Annotated in this window: 16 protein-coding genes; 12 read left to right on the top strand and 4 right to left on the bottom strand. The window is 53.0% G+C overall.

The window, feature by feature from the left end:
• Window positions 1-12 precede the first annotated feature (12 nt).
• Both serS and MT962_RS03530 read left to right on the top strand, forming a co-directional pair.
• Window positions 13-1,305, top strand: coding sequence for a serine--tRNA ligase (serS, locus tag MT962_RS03525; protein WP_247364587.1), 1,293 nt, complete (start codon window positions 13-15; stop codon window positions 1,303-1,305).
• Window positions 1,306-1,598: 293 nt separating this feature from the next.
• On the top strand, window positions 1,599-2,747 hold the full coding sequence (locus tag MT962_RS03530; protein WP_247364589.1) for an MFS transporter: 1,149 nt from the start codon (window positions 1,599-1,601) through the stop codon (window positions 2,745-2,747).
• A 44-nt stretch (window positions 2,748-2,791) separates the two neighbouring features.
• Here MT962_RS03530 and pflA read toward each other — a convergent pair whose 3' ends face one another.
• The 4 genes from pflA to ycaO all read right to left on the bottom strand — a co-directional run bounded on the left by pflA (window position 2,792) and on the right by ycaO (window position 9,086).
• A complete protein-coding gene (gene pflA / locus MT962_RS03535) occupies window positions 2,792-3,532 on the bottom strand; it encodes a pyruvate formate lyase 1-activating protein (RefSeq protein ID WP_024557008.1) in 741 nt (246 codons plus the stop codon).
• Between the two features lie 197 nt (window positions 3,533-3,729).
• Entirely contained in the window at window positions 3,730-6,012 is a 2,283-nt protein-coding gene (gene pflB, locus MT962_RS03540; protein WP_024557007.1) for a formate C-acetyltransferase, read from the bottom strand.
• 51 nt (window positions 6,013-6,063) lie between these two features.
• Complete coding sequence (gene focA, locus MT962_RS03545) at window positions 6,064-6,921, bottom strand: formate transporter FocA (RefSeq protein ID WP_024557006.1); 858 nt, start codon at window positions 6,919-6,921, stop codon at window positions 6,064-6,066.
• A 401-nt stretch (window positions 6,922-7,322) separates the two neighbouring features.
• Window positions 7,323-9,086 (bottom strand): 30S ribosomal protein S12 methylthiotransferase accessory factor YcaO, encoded by a 1,764-nt coding sequence (ycaO, locus tag MT962_RS03550; RefSeq protein ID WP_034882029.1) that lies wholly within the window; start codon window positions 9,084-9,086, stop codon window positions 7,323-7,325.
• A 138-nt stretch (window positions 9,087-9,224) separates the two neighbouring features.
• On the opposite strand from ycaO, the gene MT962_RS03555 reads away from it, so the two are divergent.
• From MT962_RS03555 to MT962_RS03600, 10 genes are all read left to right on the top strand, one after another.
• Window positions 9,225-9,917, top strand: a complete 693-nt coding sequence (locus MT962_RS03555; RefSeq protein ID WP_024557004.1) for a DUF421 domain-containing protein — start codon at window positions 9,225-9,227, stop codon at window positions 9,915-9,917.
• A 162-nt stretch (window positions 9,918-10,079) separates the two neighbouring features.
• Window positions 10,080-11,165: a 3-phosphoserine/phosphohydroxythreonine transaminase gene (gene serC / locus MT962_RS03560; protein ID WP_024561471.1), complete on the top strand. Its 1,086-nt coding sequence runs from the start codon at window positions 10,080-10,082 to the stop codon at window positions 11,163-11,165.
• Window positions 11,166-11,238: 73 nt separating this feature from the next.
• Window positions 11,239-12,525, top strand: coding sequence for a 3-phosphoshikimate 1-carboxyvinyltransferase (aroA, locus tag MT962_RS03565; protein ID WP_024557002.1), 1,287 nt, complete (start codon window positions 11,239-11,241; stop codon window positions 12,523-12,525).
• Between the two features lie 197 nt (window positions 12,526-12,722).
• Window positions 12,723-13,409: a (d)CMP kinase gene (gene cmk / locus MT962_RS03570; RefSeq protein ID WP_024557001.1), complete on the top strand. Its 687-nt coding sequence runs from the start codon at window positions 12,723-12,725 to the stop codon at window positions 13,407-13,409.
• A gap of 111 nt (window positions 13,410-13,520) precedes the next feature.
• A complete protein-coding gene (gene rpsA, locus MT962_RS03575) occupies window positions 13,521-15,191 on the top strand; it encodes a 30S ribosomal protein S1 (protein ID WP_024557000.1) in 1,671 nt (556 codons plus the stop codon).
• 91 nt (window positions 15,192-15,282) lie between these two features.
• A complete protein-coding gene (gene ihfB / locus MT962_RS03580) occupies window positions 15,283-15,567 on the top strand; it encodes an integration host factor subunit beta (RefSeq protein ID WP_004387353.1) in 285 nt (94 codons plus the stop codon).
• A 201-nt stretch (window positions 15,568-15,768) separates the two neighbouring features.
• Complete coding sequence (locus MT962_RS03585; protein WP_247364592.1) at window positions 15,769-18,036, top strand: ComEC family protein; 2,268 nt, start codon at window positions 15,769-15,771, stop codon at window positions 18,034-18,036.
• A 36-nt stretch (window positions 18,037-18,072) separates the two neighbouring features.
• Entirely contained in the window at window positions 18,073-19,821 is a 1,749-nt protein-coding gene (msbA, locus tag MT962_RS03590) for a lipid A ABC transporter ATP-binding protein/permease MsbA (RefSeq protein ID WP_024556998.1), read from the top strand.
• A complete protein-coding gene (gene lpxK, locus MT962_RS03595) occupies window positions 19,818-20,795 on the top strand; it encodes a tetraacyldisaccharide 4'-kinase (protein ID WP_048888409.1) in 978 nt (325 codons plus the stop codon). Before msbA ends, lpxK begins: the two co-directional genes overlap by 4 nt.
• Before the next feature lie 44 nt (window positions 20,796-20,839).
• A complete protein-coding gene (locus MT962_RS03600; protein ID WP_247364594.1) occupies window positions 20,840-22,099 on the top strand; it encodes a winged helix-turn-helix domain-containing protein in 1,260 nt (419 codons plus the stop codon).
• Window positions 22,100-22,108: the final 9 nt, after the last annotated feature.

Consider the following 22,108-nt stretch of genomic DNA (forward strand, 5'->3'; position numbering starts at 1 on the left):
CACAGGATAAGCATGCTCGATCCCAATCTGCTGCGTACCGAGCCAGACGCAGTCGCTGAAAAACTGGCACGCCGGGGCTTTAAGCTGGACGTAGATAAGCTGCGCGCTCTTGAAGAGCGTCGTAAGGTTTTACAGGTTACAACTGAAAACCTGCAGGCTGAGCGTAACTCGCGATCGAAATCCATCGGCCAGGCGAAAGCGCGCGGAGAAGATATTGAGCCATTGCGTCTTGAAGTCAACAAGCTGGGCGAAGAGCTGGATACAGCCAAAACCGAGCTTGACGCGCTGCAGGCGGAAATCCGCGACATCGCGCTGACTATCCCGAACTTGCCGGACGATAGCGTGCCGGTTGGCAAAGATGAAAACGACAACGTAGAAGTCAGCCGCTGGGGCACGCCTCGCGAGTTCGATTTCGACGTACGCGATCACGTTACGCTGGGCGAAATGCACGGCGGGCTGGACTTCGCCAGCGCGGTTAAGCTGACAGGCTCCCGTTTTGTGGTGATGAAAGGGCAGATTGCGCGTCTTCACCGCGCGCTGGCGCAATTCATGCTGGATCTGCACACCGAACAGCATGGTTACAGCGAAAACTACGTACCTTATCTGGTTAACCACGACACGCTATATGGTACGGGGCAACTGCCGAAATTTGCGGGCGATCTCTTCCATACTCGTCCGCTGGAAGAAGAGGCCGACAGCAGCAATTATGCGTTGATCCCGACTGCGGAAGTGCCGCTGACTAATCTGGTGCGCGATGAGATCCTGGAAGAAGAGTCGCTGCCTGTAAAAATGACCGCGCACACGCCGTGCTTCCGCTCAGAAGCGGGCTCTTATGGTCGTGATACCCGAGGCCTTATTCGCATGCATCAGTTCGATAAAGTCGAAATGGTGCAGATTGTTCGTCCGGAAGATTCCATGGACGCGCTGGAAGAGATGACCGGGCATGCGGAAAAGGTGTTGCAACTGCTTGGCCTGCCGTACCGTAAGGTGCTGCTCTGTACGGGCGATATGGGTTTTGGCGCCTGCAAAACCTATGACCTCGAAGTCTGGGTGCCGGCGCAGAACACCTACCGTGAAATTTCTTCTTGCTCCAACGTCTGGGATTTCCAGGCTCGTCGTATGCAGGCGCGCTGTCGCAGCAAGTCTGACAAGAAAACACGTCTGGTGCATACCCTTAACGGCTCTGGCCTGGCGGTAGGCCGTACGCTGGTTGCGCTGCTGGAAAATTACCAGCAGGCGGATGGCCGCATCGAAATCCCGGAAGTGCTGCGTCCGTATATGAAGGGTCTCGAATTTATCGGTTAATTTTACCGGTTAATAAAAAGCGCCTGCGGGCGCTTTTTTTATGATTTTTGCTTGTGAAAAACAGCGCTGCGTTCGATGAATTTTTTCTTCTGATTTTTCACTGTTCTTTTCTGATAAAGATTTCTATAACAACGAGTTAAATAGTCAGTGCTTCGCTAAAGCCCGGCGCAGAATCAATACTCTTCATCGTTAGTAAACAAATCGTGTTAATGGGGCGCAGCGGCACATTGACTTTAGTTGCGCCAGTGGCATGATGCGCACGAATTTTCTTTAATCCTCACGGTTTAGCTCCAATGTCTATCTATACCCGGCCAGTGCTGCTTCTGCTCTGTGGCCTGCTTTTGTTGACCCTGGCGATAGCGGTTTTAAATACGCTGGTGCCGCTTTGGCTCGCCCATGAAAATCTGCCTACCTGGCAGGTGGGTATGGTCAGCTCCTCTTATTTCACCGGCAATTTACTCGGCACGCTGATTACGGGCGCGCTGATTAAAAAGCTGGGTTTTAACCGCAGCTACTATATCGCCTCGATTATTTTTGCTGCCGGGTGTGCTGGTCTTGGATTAATGGTGGGTTTCTGGAGCTGGTTCGCCTGGCGCTTCATCGCCGGGGTAGGATGCGCCATGATTTGGGTCGTGGTGGAAAGCGCGCTGATGTGCAGCGGAACGTCGCGCAACCGGGGGCGACTGCTCGCCGCGTATATGATGGTTTATTACGTCGGCACTGTTGCTGGACAGTTATTGGTCAGCAAGGTTTCAACTGAGCTGATGAATGTGCTGCCATGGGTTACCGGAATAGTTATTACGGGTATTCTGCCGCTTATCTTTACCCGCATCGTAAATCACCATGGCGAGCAGCAGGAAACGACCCATGTCTGGCCTATGCTGCGCCTGCGTCATGCGCGTCTGGGCGTTAATGGCTGTATTATTTCCGGAATTGTGCTGGGTTCGCTCTATGGCCTGATGCCTCTCTACCTTAACCATCAAGGCGTAAGCGATTCCGGTATCGGTTTCTGGATGGCGGTAATGGTCTGCGCCGGCATTGTTGGTCAATGGCCGATAGGTAAGCTGGCGGACCGTTTTGGCCGTCTGCTGGTTCTGCGCGTACAAGTGTTTGTGGTCATCATGGGCTGCATGGCAATGCTGAGCAATGCCGCCATGGGGCCGACCCTGTTTGTGCTTGGCGCCGCCGGTTTTACGCTTTACCCGGTTGCAATGGCCTGGGCTTGTGAAAAAGTGGCGCCGCATCAGCTGGTGGCTATGAACCAGGCGCTGTTGCTGAGTTATACCATCGGTAGCTTGCTGGGGCCGACGCTAACGGCCTCGCTGATGCAGAGCTACTCTGACAGTCTGCTGTTTGTGATGATTGCCAGCGTGTCGTTCATCTATTTGATGATGCTCCTGCGCAAAGCGGGCGAACATCCGACGCCGGTGGCGCATGCCTGATAACAAAAACGCCCGCAATCGCGGGCGTTTTACTGTTAACAAGCTTAGTACATGACCTTATGACCGTACTGCTCAAGGATGCCTTTGACACGCTCCATGGTCTCTTTTTTGGGCGGCTTAACGCCATCCAGCTTGTATTCTTCCCCCATAGCGACCCACTTGTGTTTACCTAATTCGTGATAGGGCAATAGCTCGATTTTTTCAATATTGCCCATATCACGGGTAAACTCGCCAAGGCGATGCGCTGAATCATCATCATCTGACCAGCCCGGCACCACGACGTAGCGAATCCAGGTTTTAATCCCTTTGTTGGCAATATAGCGGGCAAATTCCAGGGTACGGTGATTGGAAACGCCTACGAGGTTCTGGTGGATCTCATCGTTCATTTGTTTGAGATCGAGCATCACCAGATCGGTAACTTCAAGCAGCTCGTCTATTACCGGATCGTAACGACGAACAAACCCGTTAGTATCAAGGCAAGTATGAATGCCTTCCTGCTTGCAGGCACGGAACCAGTCGCGTACAAACTCCGCCTGTAAAATCGCTTCACCGCCGGATGCAGTAACGCCGCCGCCAGATGCGTTCATAAAATGACGATAAGTCACAACCTCTTTCATCAGTTCTTCAACTGTCACTTCTTTACCACCATGGGTGTCCCAGGTATCCCGGTTGTGACAGTAAAGGCAACGCATCAGACAGCCCTGAAAGAAGGTAATAAAGCGGATGCCCGGGCCGTCGACGGTGCCACAGGATTCAAAGGAGTGAATGCGACCATTTACTGACATTGCGGTGTTTCTCCAGTTCTGGCCCCGATTACGGGCCTTGTGATCGCGGTCTCGTTGCCGCGTCGAGTCTCTTTTGCCAGATAACTAAATTATAGAATAGCGATCTGCAAAAACGGCTCGCAGGGAGCGGGGGAGGTATAAGAAAGGCCCCACAAAGGTGGAGCCTTCATTGTACGCTTTTTCAGTCAAACCTTAAATTACATAGTCTGAGTGAAAGTACGGGTAATAACGTCCTGCTGCTGCTCTTTAGTCAGAGAGTTAAAGCGCACAGCATAACCGGATACGCGGATAGTGAGCTGCGGATATTTTTCCGGGTGCTCCATCGCATCCAGCAGCATATCGCGGTTCATAACGTTAACGTTGAGGTGCTGACCACCTTCGATAGAGGACTCGTGGTGGAAGTAACCATCCATCAGGCCCGCCAGGTTAGTCTTACGCACTTCATCATCTTTACCCAGCGCATTCGGCACGATTGAGAAGGTGTAAGAAATACCATCTTTCGCGTAAGCGAACGGCAGTTTAGCAACGGACGTCAGAGAGGCGACAGCACCCTTCTGGTCACGGCCGTGCATCGGGTTCGCACCCGGTCCGAACGGCGCCCCGGCGCGGCGGCCATCTGGGGTGTTACCGGTTTTCTTACCATATACCACGTTAGAGGTGATGGTCAGAACAGACTGAGTCGGGATAGCGTTGCGGTAAGTATTAAGTTTCTGAATTTTCTTCATGAAACGTTCTACCAGGTCAACCGCCAGGTCATCCACGCGAGCGTCGTTGTTACCGAACTGCGGGTATTCGCCTTCGATCTCAAAGTCCACAGCCAGGCCATCGGCGTCGCGAACCGGTTTCACTTTCGCATATTTGATAGCGGACAGGGAGTCAGCCGCAACCGACAGACCTGCGATGCCACAAGCCATGGTGCGGATAACATCACGGTCATGCAGAGCCATCAGCGATGCTTCGTAGCTGTACTTATCATGCATGTAGTGAATGATGTTCAGCGCAGTAACGTACTGTTTAGCCAGCCAGTCCATGAAGTGATCCATACGCTCCATCACTTCGTCGAAGTTCAGTACATCGCCTTTGATCGGTTCTGATTTCGGGCCAACCTGCATTTTCAGTTTTTCATCCACGCCGCCGTTAATTGCATAGAGCATGGTTTTAGCGAGGTTTGCACGCGCGCCGAAGAACTGCATTTGCTTACCAACCACCATCGGGCTTACGCAGCAAGCGATAGCGTAGTCATCGTTGTTGAAGTCCGGACGCATCAGATCATCGTTCTCATACTGCAGAGAAGAGGTGTCGATGGAGACTTTCGCAGCGAATTTTTTGAAATTCAGCGGCAGTTTTTCAGACCACAGGATAGTGATGTTCGGTTCCGGAGACGGCCCCATGGTGTAAAGGGTGTTCAGGAAGCGGAAGCTGTTTTTTGTTACCAGAGTACGGCCATCAACGCCCATACCGCCGATAGATTCCGTAGCCCAGATCGGGTCGCCTGAGAACAGCTCGTCATATTCCGGAGTACGCAGGAAGCGAACCATACGCAGTTTCATGACCAGGTGGTCAATCATTTCCTGAGCGTCTTGCTCGGTGATTTTGCCTGCTTTCAGGTCGCGCTCAATGTAAACGTCCAGGAAGGTGGAGACACGACCAAAGGACATTGCCGCACCGTTCTGAGATTTTACCGCCGCCAGATAGCCGAAGTAAGTCCACTGTACTGCTTCTTGCGCGTTAGTTGCCGGACCGGAGATATCGCAACCATATTTCGCCGCCATCTCTTTGATCTGGCCCAGAGCGCGATGCTGTTCAGCAATTTCTTCACGCAGACGAATGGTGGCTTCAAGGTTTACACCGTTTTCCAGATCCTGCTGCAGAGAAGCAAATTGTGCGAATTTGTCTTTCATCAGGTAGTCGATACCGTACAGCGCGACGCGACGGTAGTCGCCAATGATGCGGCCGCGGCCATAAGCATCCGGCAGACCGGTCAGCACGCCAGATTTACGGCAGCGCAGGATATCCGGTGTGTAAACGTCGAATACGCCCTGGTTATGGGTTTTACGGTATTCGGTGAAAATTTTCTTCAGTGCCGGATCCAGCTCGCGGTTGTACGCTTTGCAGGAACCTTCCACCATTTTGATACCGCCGAACGGAATGATGGCGCGTTTAAGCGGCGCTTCGGTCTGCAAACCGACAATTTTCTCGAGGGCTTTGTTGATATAGCCCGCGTCATGAGAAGTGATGGTGGAGGCGACAGAGGTATCGAAGTCAACTGGCGCGTGAGTGCGGTTTTCCAGTTTGACGCCTTCCATTACGCTGTCCCACAGCTTGGTAGTTGCATCAGTTGCACCTGCCAGGAAGGATTCATCACCCTCGTACGGAGTGTAGTTTTTCTGGATGAAGTCACGTACGTTAACTTCATTCTGCCAGTCGCCTTTAGCAAAACCTTCCCAGGCTGTGGCTAACTTTTCATTAAGCTCGGACATGTTACACCTACCTTCTTAAGTGGATTTTTTATTTACTGCCTGGAATGACTATTAATGATGGTCGTCGCCACGCAGATAAATGACCCAGTACGTCAATCCGACTAATAAACCACCACCGATAATATTACCGATTGTCACCGGAATCAGGTTATCAACGATGAAATTTACAATAGTCAGATGAGAAAATTGGTCCGGAGACGAACCGACGGCGGTCCAGAATTCCGGGCTGGCGAAATCACGAATAATGATGCCCATCGGGATCATAAACATATTCGCGATACTGTGTTCGAAGCCGCTGGCAACAAACATGGCAACCGGCAAAATCATAATGAAAGCTTTATCCACGAGGCTGCGACCGGAATAGCTCATCCAGACCGCCAGGCAGACCATCAGGTTCGCCAGGATACCGAGGCTCACAGCCTCAATAAAAGTGTGATGCAATTTGTGGTCTGCCGTCTGCAGGACATTAAGTCCCCACGCGCCGTTAGCGGTCATGTATTCGCCCGACAGCCACATAAGAAGAACAAAGAGAAGCGCTCCGATCAGGTTGCCGATATAGACGTTTAACCAGTTGCGCGCCAGTTGACCCCAGGTAATGCGGCCGCTGGCTTTCGCTACCACGATTAAAACGGTCGAGGTAAAGAGATCGGCGCCGCAAATAACACAAAGAATTAAGCCAAGTGAGAAACAAATGCCGCCGATAAGTTTCGCCATGCCAAAGGGCATCGTGGCGGCGCCTGTCGTAGCGGTGATATAGAAAACAAAAGCGATAGAGATGAAGACACCTGCCGTTATCGCCAGATAAAAGGTTTTCAGCGGATGTTTCGTTGCTTTATAGACACCAGCCTCCTCGGCAACTTTCGCCATCGCAGCTGGAAGTAATAGATCAAAAGGGTTGTCAGCTTTCACACTAACTCTCTCTTTATTCAGTCGGCGAGGAGATACTAACAAAGCATTATAGAGTAAAATTTGATGTGGATCATAACTCGCCAGGTTTATAGGCCTGAAAACAGCATGGGAATAGGCTATTTTCAGCTTAACTAATTGATTATCCTGATAAAAATATATTTTAAAAATTATTATAAGTGTTGAATTATATACTGCAGCCTCCTTTGGAATCGTTAATCAATATGTAGTATTGACGAAAAAAGGTAACAAGGAGCACTTGAGTTAAATTAATTTTTTACCTTAATTTAACTTAACAATTACATTGGAATTAATTTCAATAAGAATAAAAAACGGGGCAATAAAATTGCCCCGTCTTATTAATTAAACATACGCTTATGAAAGCATTATAGATATGCGTTATATCAATTAACGTTCCAGTAAGAGGCTTTAGCGCGCTGTAATTTTTCATAAGCGGCGAGCAGCGCCTGATGCGCAGGGAAAGCCTGCAAATCGGCGTCAACAGGCTGCAGGCCATAAAAAGGCGCTTCGCCGCTTATCGCCGCGCTGGCCGCTTCGACAGCCTCTTTACCGTACATACGTTCAAAGGCATGCAGATACTGAAGCGGCTCACGCTCTTCTTCCTGCGTCAACAGCAACAGAGTTTGCAGGCAACGATAGTAGTTAGCGCGCTCGGCGGTAAAGACAGAGGCGTTGAACTCCATAGTCCACTCAGTCCAGATCAGCGCCTGATCCATATCGCCGCCCGCCAGCGCCAGCATCGCTTTCAGTTCCCCGATACGCAACGTGTACCACCCGTTGTCTTTGCCGGTCGCCAGGCCCAGCAGCTCACGCACGCGAGTAAAATCGTCATGGCCTTCTTCATCAAGCTGCGCAATCAGGTTCAGATAGTCTTCTTTATCCCACTCGCTGCCTGGCAGGGCGAGCAATGTTTCGCGCAAGTGAGCGCCCATGCTGTTATTAGCGAGCAGCAAATCTTCCGCAGGGTAGATGTCAGACATGCCCGGTACGAGGATACGACAAGCGTAAACGTCAAGGTGCTCGTAATCGGCAATATAAACTTCTTTGTCTTCCGCCTGGAAAATGGCCATCAGGGTGGCGAATTCTTCTTCGGTGGTGCCGGCGAAGCTCCAGTCAACGAACGGATAATCGGCATCCTGCTTGAACATATCCCAGGAAATCAGGCCGCTGGAGTCGATGAAGTGCGTCTCGAGGTTAGCGTGTTCAGCGACTTCTTCATCATCAAATGTCGGCGGTGTAAAGACATCCAGATCCTTGAGGCTGCGGCCTTGCAGCAGCTCGGTTACGGTACGCTCAAGCGCCACGCCGAAATCAGGATGCGCGCCGAAAGAGGCGAAACAAGTACCGTTAGCCGGGTTAAACAGCACGACGCAGATAACCGGATACTGGCCGCCCAGCGAGCCGTCGTAGGCGAAAATCGGGAAGCCTTCAGCTTCTAATTTTTCTATCGCTGCAACCACGCCCGGATAGCGCGCCAGCACCTCGGCAGGAATTTCCGGCAGGCTGATGCTCTCGGCGATAATGCGGTTTTTGATATGGCGTTCGAAGACTTCTGAAAGTCCCTGTACGCGCGCTTCGTTACGCGTGTTGCCTGCCGACATACCGTTAGACACATAAAGATTGCCCACGATATTCATCGGAATATAGACGGTCTCTTCATCGGACTGGCGCGTAAAAGGCAGGGCGCAAATCCCGCGCTCTTCATTACCCGACTGCAAATCCACCAACATGCTGGCGGTCAGTTCGTTCTCCGGATCGTAAAAATCACGCAGGCGCGCGTCCAGTATTCCATCTGGCAGACTGTCGTCCTGCGGAATGGCGAACCATTTTTCGTTCGGGTAATGCACGAACGGGCCGTTGGCGATAGTGTCGCCCAGCCAAAAGTCCGCAAAAAAGTAGTTAGTGGAGAGACGTTCGAAGTACTCGCCAAGCGCGGAAGCGAGCGCCGCTTTTTTTGTCGCACCTTTACCGTTGGTGAAGCACAGCGCGCAATCTTTATCGCGAATATGCACAGACCAGACGTTCGGCACCGGATTGAGCCACGAAGCTTCTTCGATATTAAAACCGAGATCGGTGAGTTTTTGCTGGAAGCGAGCGATGGAGTCTTCCAGAGCGGCGTCTTTGCCGGGAATGAAGGTTTGAGTCATGGGATCCACTTTTATCGTACGCAAAGCGCGCAATGATACGGGTTTTACCTTACTTGCGCTATCGCAGGCCGCAGGCAGGCAAAAATAAATCTTCGCGCTATGCTTGGTTAAAGTAACTTACTGTTATGGCAATAAAATATGAAAGCTTTTGACTTGCATCGAATGGCGCTGGACAAAGCCCCGCTGGAATTTTTAGGCGAGGTAGCGCTGCGCAGCCTCTATACCTTTATATTGGTTTTTATCTTTCTCAAGCTTACCGGACGGCGCGGCGTGCGCCAGATGTCGCTGTTCGAAGTGTTAATCATCCTGACGCTTGGCTCGGCGGCAGGCGACGTGGCGTTTTATGATGATGTGCCGATGGTGCCGGTTTTTGTGGTCTTCGTCACGTTGGCCCTGCTTTATCGCCTGGCGATGTGGCTGATGGCGCACAGCGAAAAAATGGAAGATTTGCTTGAGGGAAAACCGCGCAACATCATCGAAGAGGGGGAGCTGGCCTGGGAAAAGCTCAAACATGAAAACATGACGGAATTTGAGTTTTTTATGGAGTTGCGCCTGCGGGGCGTTGAACATTTAGGTCAGGTCCGGCTCGCTATTCTTGAAACCAACGGCCAGATAAGCGTTTATTTCTACCCCGATGAAGAGGTGCGCCCTGGACTCTCTATTCTTCCGAGTTATTGTCGCGAGCGGTTTGTCGTTATCCCGGAGGCGGGCTATTACGCCTGCATGAATTGCAGTGAGGTCATGGAATTCAGTGCTGGTGACCGCAAGCCTTGCCCGCGTTGTAAACATCACGCGTGGGTTAAAGCGAGCACCGCTACACGCGTGACCTGACAGCGGATTTATCCGTTATCCTTCACTGCGCCGGAGGAATCTGTTGTGTGATTTAGCGCACATTCATCGACCGCCCAGGATTACCCATTGCAGCGCCAGCGCCTGAATGATAAAACCGATATCCACAGGAAAAACGTATTGCTTTATATGTGGTGAGGGAAAATGAGTCAGGTCTACAATTTTAGTTCTGGTCCGGCAATGTTACCGGCTGAAGTGCTTAAACAGGCTCAACAGGAGCTGGTCGACTGGCAGGGTTTAGGTACGTCGGTGATGGAAATCAGCCACCGTGGTAAAGAGTTTATCGGAGTGGCGGAAGAGGCGGAGCAAGATTTTCGCGATCTGCTGCAAATTCCCTCTAACTATAAAGTTTTATTCTGCCATGGCGGCGGTCGCGGTCAGTTTGCCGGCGTGCCGTTAAACTTGCTTGGCGACAAAACCTCGGCGGATTACGTTGACGGCGGTTACTGGGCGGCGAGCGCGGTCAAAGAAGCGAAAAAATATTGCACGCCGAACGTGATTGACGCCAAAGTCACCGTTGACGGTTTGCGCGCTATTAAGCCGATGCGTGAATGGCAGCTTTCTGACAATGCGGCCTACCTGCATTACTGTCCGAACGAAACCATTGACGGCATCGCCATTGAAGAAACGCCCGATTTTGGCGATGCGATCGTGGCGGCGGATTTCTCCTCTACTATCCTTTCTCGTCCGCTGGATGTCAGCCGTTATGGCGTTATTTACGCGGGCGCGCAGAAAAATATTGGCCCGGCGGGCCTTACGCTGGTGGTGGTGCGTGAGGACTTGCTGGGTAAAGCGCATAATGCCTGCCCGTCAATCCTTGATTACACCGTGCTGAACGACAACGACTCCATGTTCAATACGCCGCCGACTTTCGCCTGGTATCTGGCGGGCCTGGTATTTAAATGGCTGAAGAACCAAGGCGGCGTAGCGGCTATCGACCAGATTAATCAGCAGAAAGCAGATCTGCTCTATGGCGTGATTGATAAGAGCGATTTCTATCGCAACGATGTGTCGCCTGCAAACCGCTCTCGCATGAACGTGCCGTTCCAGCTTGCCGACAGTGCGCTGGATAAAGTCTTCCTCGAAGAGTCTTTCGCAGCCGGTCTGCACGCGCTTAAAGGTCATCGCGTGGTGGGGGGGATGCGCGCCTCTATCTATAACGCCATGCCGCTGGCAGGCGTTCAGGCTCTGACGGATTTCATGGTTGATTTCGAACGCCGTCACGGTTAATCCTTGCCTTTTACTTCTTCCCCGCGGCTAACCGCGGGGTTTTTATTCTGATTTTAGTGAGAGTTTGCAACGCATGCAGGAATCCCTGACCTTACAACCCATCGCGCTGGTGGATGGCGCTATCAATCTTCCCGGCTCGAAGAGCGTCTCTAACCGCGCTTTGCTGCTGGCGGCGCTGGCGCAGGGCACTACAGTGTTAACCAACCTGCTGGACAGCGATGACGTCCGTCATATGCTCAATGCGCTCAACGCGCTGGGTGTGGCTTATACCCTCTCTGAGGATCGTACTCGCTGTGAAGTGACGGGGCAGGGCGGCGTACTGAAGGCTGAAGGGGAGCTTGAGCTGTTTCTTGGGAACGCCGGGACCGCCATGCGTCCTCTTGCCGCTGCGCTTTGCCTTGGCGCCAATAACGTCGTGTTGACTGGCGAGCCTCGCATGAAAGAGCGTCCGATTGGCCATTTAGTTGACGCGCTGCGTCAGGGCGGCGCGCAAATTGAGTATCTGGAGCAAGAAAATTATCCTCCGCTGCGACTGCGCGGCGGATTCGATGGCGGGCAGGTGGAGGTGGACGGCTCTGTTTCCAGCCAGTTCCTGACTGCGCTTTTAATGACGGCTCCGCTGGCGACGAATGACACCACTATCACTATTAAAGGCGATCTGGTTTCGAAACCTTACATCGACATTACGCTGCACCTGATGAAAACTTTCGGCGTCGAGGTTGAAAACCAGGGCTATCAGCGATTTGTTGTGCGCGGCAGCCAGCACTATCAGTCGCCGGGCGATTATCTGGTAGAGGGCGATGCGTCTTCGGCTTCTTATTTCCTTGCGGCAGCGGCGATTAAAGGCGGCACGGTGAAGGTGACCGGCATTGGGCGCAACAGCGTGCAGGGTGATATTCGTTTTGCCGACGTGCTGGAAAAGATGGGCGCTAAAATTACCTGGGGCGACGATTACATCGCCTGCAGCCGCGGCGAACTGAATGCTATCGATATGGATATGAACCACATTCCGGATGCGGCGATGACCATTGCCACGGCCGCGCTGTTCGCTAAAGGCACCACAACGCTGCGCAACATTTATAACTGGCGCGTCAAAGAGACGGACCGCCTGGCGGCCATGGCGACTGAGTTGCGTAAAGTGGGCGCAGTGGTGGAGGAGGGGCATGATTACATCAGCGTCACTCCGCCGGCAACGCTTCAGGCTGCAGAAATCGGCACTTATAACGATCATCGTATGGCGATGTGTTTTTCGCTGGTGGCGCTCTCAGACACGCCTGTGACTATTCTCGATCCGAAATGCACGGCGAAAACGTTCCCCGATTATTTCGATCAGCTTGCTCGCATCAGCACGCCAGCCTGAACAGGCTAACAGTATAAAAACCGCATCCTGCGATGCGGTTTTTTCATAACATATCCTTACATCGCCATTGTCCAATTCTTCTACACTCAGCCTCACTAACGACGATATTTTGTCGCAAAGATAACAGTCTGTTGCGCAGCGGCGTATAATGCGCGCCGTTCACGTTGCAGGCCTGCCATTTATTGAAGGAGAAAAAGATGACGGCATCCGCCCCGGTAATCACCATTGATGGCCCAAGTGGCGCTGGTAAGGGCACGCTGTGTAAAGCTATGGCTGAAGCCTTGCAGTGGCATCTGCTGGATTCAGGCGCGATTTATCGCGTTCTGGCGCTGGCGGCATTGCACCATCATGTCGACGTTACTTCCGAAGAGGCTCTGGTTCCGCTGGCTGCCCATCTGGATGTGCGTTTTATCGCGCAAGACGGCGAGCTGGAAGTTATCCTCGAGGGAGAAGACGTTAGTGGCGAAATTCGCACTCAGGAAGTGGCGAACGCCGCTTCGCAAGTCGCCGCTTTCCCACGCGTACGCGAAGCGCTGTTGCGGCGCCAGCGCGCTTTTCGTGAAAACCCTGGCCTTATCGCCGACGGACGCGACATGGGAACGGTGGTATTCCCTGATGCGCCAGTAAAAATTTTCCTCGACGCCTCTTCGGAAGAGCGCGCGCACCGCCGTATGCTGCAGTTGCAGGAAAAGGGGTTTAGTGTTAACTTTGAACGCCTTTTGGCCGAGATAAAAGAGCGCGATGAACGCGATCGTAACCGGCCGGTGGCGCCGTTGGTGCCTGCTGAAGATGCGTTAGTGCTGGATTCTACCCGCCTGAGCATTGAGCAAGTCATTGAAAAGGCGCTTGATTACGCCCGCGAAAAGCTGGCGCTCGCGAAGTAAAGCGACAGAATTTGCAGTACCCCCGTTGCAATGGACTGACAGCGGGTATGTGAAACAACCCCATCCAGCATGAAGCCAGGTGGACGTTAATTTAAACTCTGAAGATTAAACATGACTGAATCTTTTGCTCAACTTTTTGAAGAATCCCTGAAAGAAATCGAAACCCGCCCGGGTTCTATCGTTCGCGGCGTTGTTGTTGCTATCGACAAAGATGTAGTACTGGTTGACGCTGGTCTGAAATCTGAGTCCGCCATTCCGGCAGAGCAGTTCAAAAACGCTCAGGGCGAAATTGAAATCCAGGTTGGTGACGAAGTTGACGTTGCTCTGGATGCAGTAGAAGACGGTTTCGGCGAAACCCTGCTGTCTCGTGAAAAAGCAAAACGTCACGAAGCATGGCTGATGCTGGAAAAAGCTTACGAAGAAGCTGCAACCGTTACTGGTGTTATCAATGGCAAAGTCAAGGGCGGCTTCACTGTTGAGCTGAACGGTATTCGTGCGTTCCTGCCGGGTTCCCTGGTAGACGTGCGTCCGGTTCGTGACACCCTGCACCTCGAAGGCAAAGAGCTTGAGTTCAAAGTTATCAAGCTGGACCAGAAGCGCAACAACGTTGTGGTTTCCCGTCGTGCCGTTATCGAATCTGAAAACAGCGCAGAGCGCGATCAGCTGCTGGAAAACCTGCAGGAAGGCATGGAAGTTAAAGGTATCGTTAAGAACCTCACTGACTACGGTGCATTCGTTGATCTGGGCGGCGTTGACGGCCTGCTGCACATCACTGATATGGCCTGGAAACGCGTTAAGCATCCGAGCGAAATCGTCAACGTGGGCGACGAAATCACTGTTAAAGTGCTGAAGTTCGACCGCGAGCGTACCCGTGTTTCCCTGGGTCTGAAGCAGCTGGGCGAAGATCCGTGGGTTGCTATCGCTAAGCGTTACCCGGAAGGCACCAAGCTGACTGGCCGCGTGACCAACCTGACCGACTACGGCTGCTTCGTTGAGATCGAAGAAGGCGTTGAAGGCCTGGTACACGTTTCCGAAATGGACTGGACCAACAAAAACATCCATCCGTCCAAAGTTGTTAACGTGGGCGATGTAGTGGAAGTTATGGTTCTGGATATCGACGAAGAACGTCGTCGTATCTCCCTGGGCCTGAAGCAGTGCAAAGCTAACCCGTGGCAGCAGTTTGCTGAGACCCACAACAAAGGCGACCGCGTTGAAGGTAAAATCAAGTCTATCACTGACTTCGGTATCTTCATCGGCCTGGACGGCGGTATCGACGGCCTGGTTCACCTGTCTGACATCTCCTGGAACGTTGCAGGCGAAGAAGCAGTTCGTGAATACAAAAAAGGCGACGAAATCGCAGCCGTTGTTCTGCAGGTTGACGCAGAGCGTGAGCGTATCTCCCTGGGCGTTAAACAGCTCGCTGAAGATCCGTTCAACAACTACGTTGCGCTGAACAAGAAAGGCGCTATCGTTACTGGTAAAGTAACGGCAGTTGACGCGAAAGGTGCTACAGTTGAATTAGCAGACGGCGTTGAAGGTTACCTGCGCGCTTCTGAAGCTTCCCGCGATCGCGTAGAAGACGCTACTCTGGTTCTGAACGTAGGCGACGAAGTGGAAGCTAAATTCACTGGCGTTGACCGTAAGAACCGCGTAGTAAGCCTGTCTGTTCGTGCGAAAGACGAAGCTGAAGAGAAAGATGCAATCGCTTCTGTTAACAAGCAGGAAGACGGCAACTTCTCCAACGCTATGGCTGAAGCGTTCAAAGCAGCTAAAGGCGAGTAATCGTCCGGGCGCTAAATCAGGGCGGCTTCGGCCGCCCTTGTTCGATGATAGCTGTAATAATTTTCCGTAATGGAAGAAAACCGGAGGAAACATGACCAAGTCAGAACTCATAGAAAGACTTGCAAGCCAGCACTCCCATATCCCGGCGAAAGCGGTGGAAGATGCAGTAAAAGAGATGCTGGAACATATGGCCTCTACTCTCGCACAGGGCGAGCGTATTGAAATCCGGGGTTTCGGCAGCTTCTCCTTACACTATCGCGCTCCTCGCACCGGGCGTAACCCAAAAACTGGCGATAAAGTGGAACTGGAAGGTAAATACGTTCCGCACTTTAAACCAGGCAAAGAGTTGCGTGACCGCGCCAATATTTATGGTTAAGCCTAAGGCTTAAACAATAAGAATCGGCACCTCAGGGTGCCGATTTTTTTTGCGCTGCGCTTATACAGGAGCGAAGCCGCAGCTTTTAACGCAACCATTGCAACAGCGCCATAACCTCTCGCGATATCACGCAGACTTGCTTTTTGCTCGCTGACATTTTCTCACCACTCAATCAGACTGCCTGCAGATAAGGAGGTCGTCATGATTGCTCTTCCTGCACTGTGCGTGTGCGTGATACTTGGAACGCTACCGTTACTGTTTCTTCCTGCGCTACCTGCCGAAGGGATAGCTATTACCGGGGCGTTACTGGCATGCATCGGCTGTCGCTGGTTGCCCGGCAGAATGAAATTCACCGCCTTTATCACGCTGTTTTTCTGTTGGGCGGTTCTGTCTGCCAGAGAACTCGTCTGGCCTTTCAGTTCGCTTTTGGCTGGCAACCAGCGTGTAGAGGCTGTTGTTATCCGTACCGATGGCGCAACAGAGCATCAGGTAGCTATTAACAAACTGAATAACCGATGGATTTTTCCATCTGTAGGCGTAATGCTGCGCGGAAGTTATCTGCCTGAACAAGCCTGCGCCGGGCAGCGGATGCGGATGACGTTGCGGTTGCGCCCGGTGCACGGTCAGTTAAACGAAGGCGGCTTTGATAATCAACGCTACGCGCTGGCGCAACGTTTACCACTTACTGGCCGCATCATTGATGCGCAAATTATCAGTGGGGACTGTAGCTTACGAGCGAGATATATCGCTTCCGTAAGCGCTTCGCTTACTTCGTATGTATGGCGGGACGTTATCCTCGCGCTGGGGTTTGGCGAGCGCCTCACGCTCGGCCCGGAAGTTAAAATACTGCTGCGTAATACCGGAACCGCACATTTGATGGCGATATCGGGGTTGCATATCGGTCTTGCCGGGTCGCTCGGTTGGTTACTGGCGCGTTTGCTGCAACTTTTTTTGCCGGCGCATCGGATAGGCTATCGGTTTCCGCTACTCATGCTGCTGGTCAGCGCTTCGGTTTATACATGGCTGGCAGGCAGTAATCCACCAGCCGTACGGACGCTGGTCGCCATTTTCATCTGGAGCCTGCTGCGCCTCAGCGGCCGTAACTGGAACGCATGGCAAGTTTGGTTATGTTGTGTGGCGGGCATTTTATTTATTGAACCAACCGCCATACTTTCAGAAAGCCTGTGGTTATCGGCTTTTGCGGTCGCTGCGCTTATCTTTTGGTATCAGTGGATGCCTTTCACGCGAAAACCAATCAGATCCTGGTTGCGTTTCCTGCTGGAACTGGCGCATTTACAAGGGGGCATTACGTTACTGCTAATGCCCATTCAGCTTGTACTTTTTCACGGTATCAGCCTGACGTCGCTGGCTGCAAACCTGGTCGCTGTCCCTGTTATTACCTTTATCGCCGTACCGCTTATCCTGACGGGAATGGCGATAAATCTTACCAGCTGGCAATGGGCTGAGCAGGGGATATGGCGGCTTACCGATACGCTATTACAAGCACTGTTCAACTTTTTGCGCTGGCTGCCCGAAGGATGGCTTGATGTGGATGAGCGCTACCGTTGGCTGGCGTTGACGCCCTGGCTTTGCATTGTACTCTGGCGCTTGCGCTTTCATTTTTTCTCGCCGCTGCTCGCTGTCGCCGCGATCGCTCTACTCGCAGCGCCGCTCTGGTGCGTGCAAAAAAAGCCGGACTGGTCGTTGCACATGCTTGACGTAGGCCATGGCCTGGCAGTTGTCATTGAGCGCAACGGTAGAGCAATGCTCTATGACACGGGAAACGGCTGGCCAGGCGGGGACAGCGGCCAGCAGATCATCATTCCCTGGCTGCGCTGGCATAATCTCCAACCCGACGGCGTTATTCTTAGTCATGAACACCTTGATCACCGCGGCGGGCTGGAAAGCGTATTACGCGTCTGGCCTAAGCTCATGGTTCGCAGCGCGCTGGGTTGGGCCCGCCATCAGCCCTGCTGGCGCGGCGAAACGTGGCGCTGGGAAGGATTGCATTTTACGGCGCACTGGCCACAGGCTGGGGCTGTTCAGGCGGGTAATAACGGCTCTTGTGTCGTGAAGATAGACGACGGGCGCAACAGCGTATTGCTGACAGGAGACATCGAAGCTCCGGCGGAGTTGGCTATGCTAAAAAACTACCGTCAGGCGCTGCGTTCGGAAGTGTTGGTAGTGCCTCATCACGGCAGCAGGACCTCTTCCAGCGACACGCTGTTGTCTATGGTTGACGGGAAAGCGGCGCTGGCCTCTGTATCACGTTATAACGCCTGGCGTCTGCCGTCAGTGAAAGTAACCCGTCGTTATGCCCGGCATGGCTACCGATGGCACGATACGGCGCAATCGGGCCAGATAACGGTGATTTTTTCACCAGAAGGCTGGCAAATAAAAGGGTTACGTGAGCAAATTTTGCCCCGCTGGTATCATCAGTGGTTTGGCGCACCTGCGGATAACAGGTAGAATATGCGGCTATTTCAACAAATGCTGGTTTTATGAATGCATAACGATAAAGATCTTTCCACGTGGCAGACCTTCCGCCGTCTCTGGCCCATTATCGCGCCTTTTAAAGCGGGGTTGATAGTGGCGGCGGTGGCGTTGATCCTCAACGCCGCCAGCGATACTTATATGCTGTCGCTTCTCAAGCCGTTGCTGGATGAAGGTTTTGGCAAAACAGACCGCTCTGTGCTGCTATGGATGCCGCTGGTTGTGATAGGATTAATGCTCCTGAGGGGTATAACCAGTTATATTTCAAGCTATTGCATTTCATGGGTGTCGGGAAAAGTGGTAATGACCATGCGCCGCCGCCTGTTCAATCACATGATGGGTATGCCTGTCGCTTTCTTCGATAAACAGTCTACCGGTACGCTTCTCTCCCGCATTACTTACGATTCCGAACAGGTTGCCTCTTCGTCATCCAGCGCGCTGATTACCGTTGTGCGTGAAGGCGCATCGATTATCGGCCTGTTTATCATGATGTTTTATTACAGCTGGCAGCTTTCTCTCATCCTTATTGTGCTGGCGCCTATCGTTTCTTTTGCTATTCGCGTTGTTTCAAAGCGTTTTCGCAGCATCAGTAAAAACATGCAAAACACGATGGGACAAGTCACCACCAGCGCTGAACAGATGCTGAAAGGGCATAAAGAGGTGCTGATTTTTGGCGGTCAGGAGGTAGAGGCCGACCGTTTCGCTAAAGTCAGCAACAAAATGCGCCTGCAGGGGATGAAAATGGTTTCCGCCTCTTCCATTTCCGACCCCCTGATCCAGCTTATCGCTTCGCTGGCGCTAGCCTTTGTGCTTTACGCCGCCAGTTTCCCGAGCGTGATGGAGACGTTGACCGCAGGGACCATCACCGTTGTCTTCTCATCCATGATCGCGCTCATGCGTCCGCTGAAATCGCTAACGAACGTTAACGCGCAGTTCCAGCGCGGCATGGCTGCCTGCCAGACGCTGTTTGCCATTCTGGATAGCGAGCAAGAAAAAGATGAAGGTACGCGCGTCATTGAGCGTGCAAAAGGCGATCTGGAGTTTCGCCATGTCACTTTCACTTATCCTGGACGTGATACCCCCGCGCTTCGCGATATCAACCTGACTATCCCGGCGGGGAAAACCGTGGCGCTCGTTGGCCGTTCCGGCTCTGGCAAATCCACCATTGCCAGTCTCATCACCCGTTTTTACGATATTGATGACGGCGAAATACTGATGGACGGGCATGACCTGCGTGAATATACGCTCTCCTCATTACGTAATCAGGTGGCGCTGGTCTCGCAAAACGTGCATCTGTTCAACGATACCATTGCAAATAATATCGCTTACGCCCGTACGGAAGCGTATAGCCGTGAAGATATCGAAAAAGCAGCGCGTATGGCCTATGCGATGGATTTCATCAATAAGATGGATAATGGCCTGGATACAATTATCGGTGAGAATGGCGTACTGCTGTCTGGCGGGCAGCGCCAGCGTATCGCGATTGCCCGGGCGCTTTTGCGCGATAGCCCAATCCTTATCCTGGATGAGGCGACTTCCGCGCTGGATACTGAGTCTGAGCGCGCCATCCAGGCGGCGCTGGATGAACTGCAAAAGAACCGTACTTCGCTGGTTATCGCGCACCGCCTCTCTACCATTGAACAAGCTGATGAAATTGTGGTGGTGGAAGATGGACGTATTGTTGAACGCGGCAACCATGCGGCGTTGCTGTCTCACGGCGGCGTTTACGCTCAACTTCACAAAATGCAGTTCGGCGAATGATTGAACGTATCTGGTCCGGTCAGTCGCCGCTCTGGCTGCTGTTATTGCCGCTCTCCTTGCTCTATGGCCTGGTGAGCGGCCTCATCCGGTTAAGTTACCGGCTGGGTCTACGCACCGTCTGGCGTGCGCCGGTACCGGTAGTGGTAGTGGGGAATCTGACAGCGGGCGGCAATGGCAAAACCCCGGTCGTCGTCTGGCTGGTGGAACAGTTACAGCAGCGCGGCGTGCGCGTTGGCGTGGTGTCGCGCGGCTATGGCGGTAAAGCCGCACAGTATCCCCTGCTGTTAACCACGCATACCTCTACCGCCGAAGCGGGCGACGAACCGGTGCTTATCTTTCAGCGCACGGGGGCGCCTGTCGCAGTTTCTCCGGTACGGGCCGATGCAGTAAAAGCGCTCCTGGCCGAGCATCCGCTGCAACTCATTATTACGGATGATGGGCTCCAGCACTACGCTTTAGCCCGCGACAAAGAGATTGTCGTAATTGATGGCGTGCGTCGCTTTGGCAATGGCTGGTGGTTGCCGGCAGGCCCGATGCGCGAGCGAGCAGGAAGGCTTCGCAGCGTGGATGCGGTTATTACAAATGGCGGTGAGGCGCATCAAAGCGAAATTGCGATGACGCTTAAGCCAGGCCTTGCCATTAATCTGCTGACGGGTGAAAAGCGTTCTGTCGATAGTCTGCCGCAAGTCGTTGCGATGGCGGGTATCGGTCATCCGCCGCGTTTTTTCGCAACGCTTGAGCAGGCGGGCGTGCAACCCGTAAAAACCATCAGCCTTGCCGATCATCAGGCACTGAACGAAGCGCAGGTCGCTTCGTTTATTAACGAAGGGCAGACGCTGGTGATGACGGAAAAAGATGCGGTAAAGTGCCGTGCGTTCGCGCATCCAGACTGGTGGTATTTACCGGTTGACGCCGCGCTCGCCCGTCCGCAGGCTGATAAACTCGTGGATTCTCTGCTCTCTCTGGTGCGCTAGCCTGAATATCGGCTTCGCACCTTTTCTGACAGGAAGCCGATGCTATGACCCGAATAAATCTTTCGCTGCGCGCGGCGCGGCATCTACACCTGGCAGCGCAAGGGCTATTAAAAAAGCCCCGTCGTCGCGCCCGGCCTGATGACATTCTCGCCACCGTTTCCCGCATGTCGCTGTTGCAAATAGACACGATTAATATCGTCGCGCGCAGTCCTTATCTGGTGCTTTTCAGTCGCCTTGGCAGCTTCCCGAATGTGTGGCTTGACGAGGCGCTGGCGCGCGGTGAACTGATGGAGTACTGGGCGCATGAAGCCTGCTTCTTGCCGCGCAGCGATTTTGCGCTGGTGCGTCACCGCATGCTGAACCCGGAAAAGATGGGCTGGAAATATCGTCCGGAATGGATGGAGGCGCATGCGCAGGAGATTGCGCAGTTGATGGAACATATCGAGCAGAACGGTCCCGTTCGCTCAGCGGATTTTGAGCATCCGCGCAAAGGCGCAAGCGGTTGGTGGGCCTGGAAACCCCATAAAAAACATCTGGAAGGCTTATTCACTGCCGGTAAAGTCATGGTCGTGGAGCGGCGCAACTTTCAGCGGGTTTACGATCTGACTTCCCGGGTCCTGCCGCACTGGGATGATGCGCTGCATCTGATTGAACAAGCGCAGGCCGAGGTAAAAATGTTGGAAAACAGCGCCCGTAGCCTCGGTATTTTTCGCGCCGACTGGTTAGCGGACTATTATCGCCTGCGCAACGTTAATATCCGACCGCTTCTGCAAGCGTGGCAGCGGGAAGGGCGCATTGTTGAGGTAGAAGTCGAGCGGCTTGGCGCAATGTGGCTGCATCAGTCGCTCATGCCGCTATTGCCGCAGGCGCAGGAGAATAAACTCAACGCTACGCACAGCGCGGTGTTGTCCCCTTTTGATCCAGTCGTCTGGGACCGCAAACGCGCCGAGCAGTTTTTTGATTTCTCTTACCGCCTGGAGTGTTATATCCCGGCGGAGAAACGCCAGTATGGCTATTTTGTCCTGCCGTTGCTGCATCAGGGAGCGCTGGTAGGGCGAATGGATGCCAAAATGCATCGCCAGCGACAGCAGCTCGAGGTCATTAGCCTTTATCTGGAAGAGGGCGTTAAACTTTCAGCCGGGCTACTGGCTGGGTTAGAAAATGCGATCGGCGATTTTGCCCGCTGGCAGGGGGCGAAGCAGGTTATCTGCGGTTCGCTGCCTGCGGCGCTGGCGTCACGCTGGAATAAGGAATGGGAAATTGACGCGGCGGATAAAACGCTTGTGATATCCTCTGGGCATTAATATTCCGCG

The organism is Franconibacter sp. IITDAS19 (assembly GCF_023079515.1).
GTDB lineage: Bacteria > Pseudomonadota > Gammaproteobacteria > Enterobacterales > Enterobacteriaceae > Franconibacter > Franconibacter pulveris.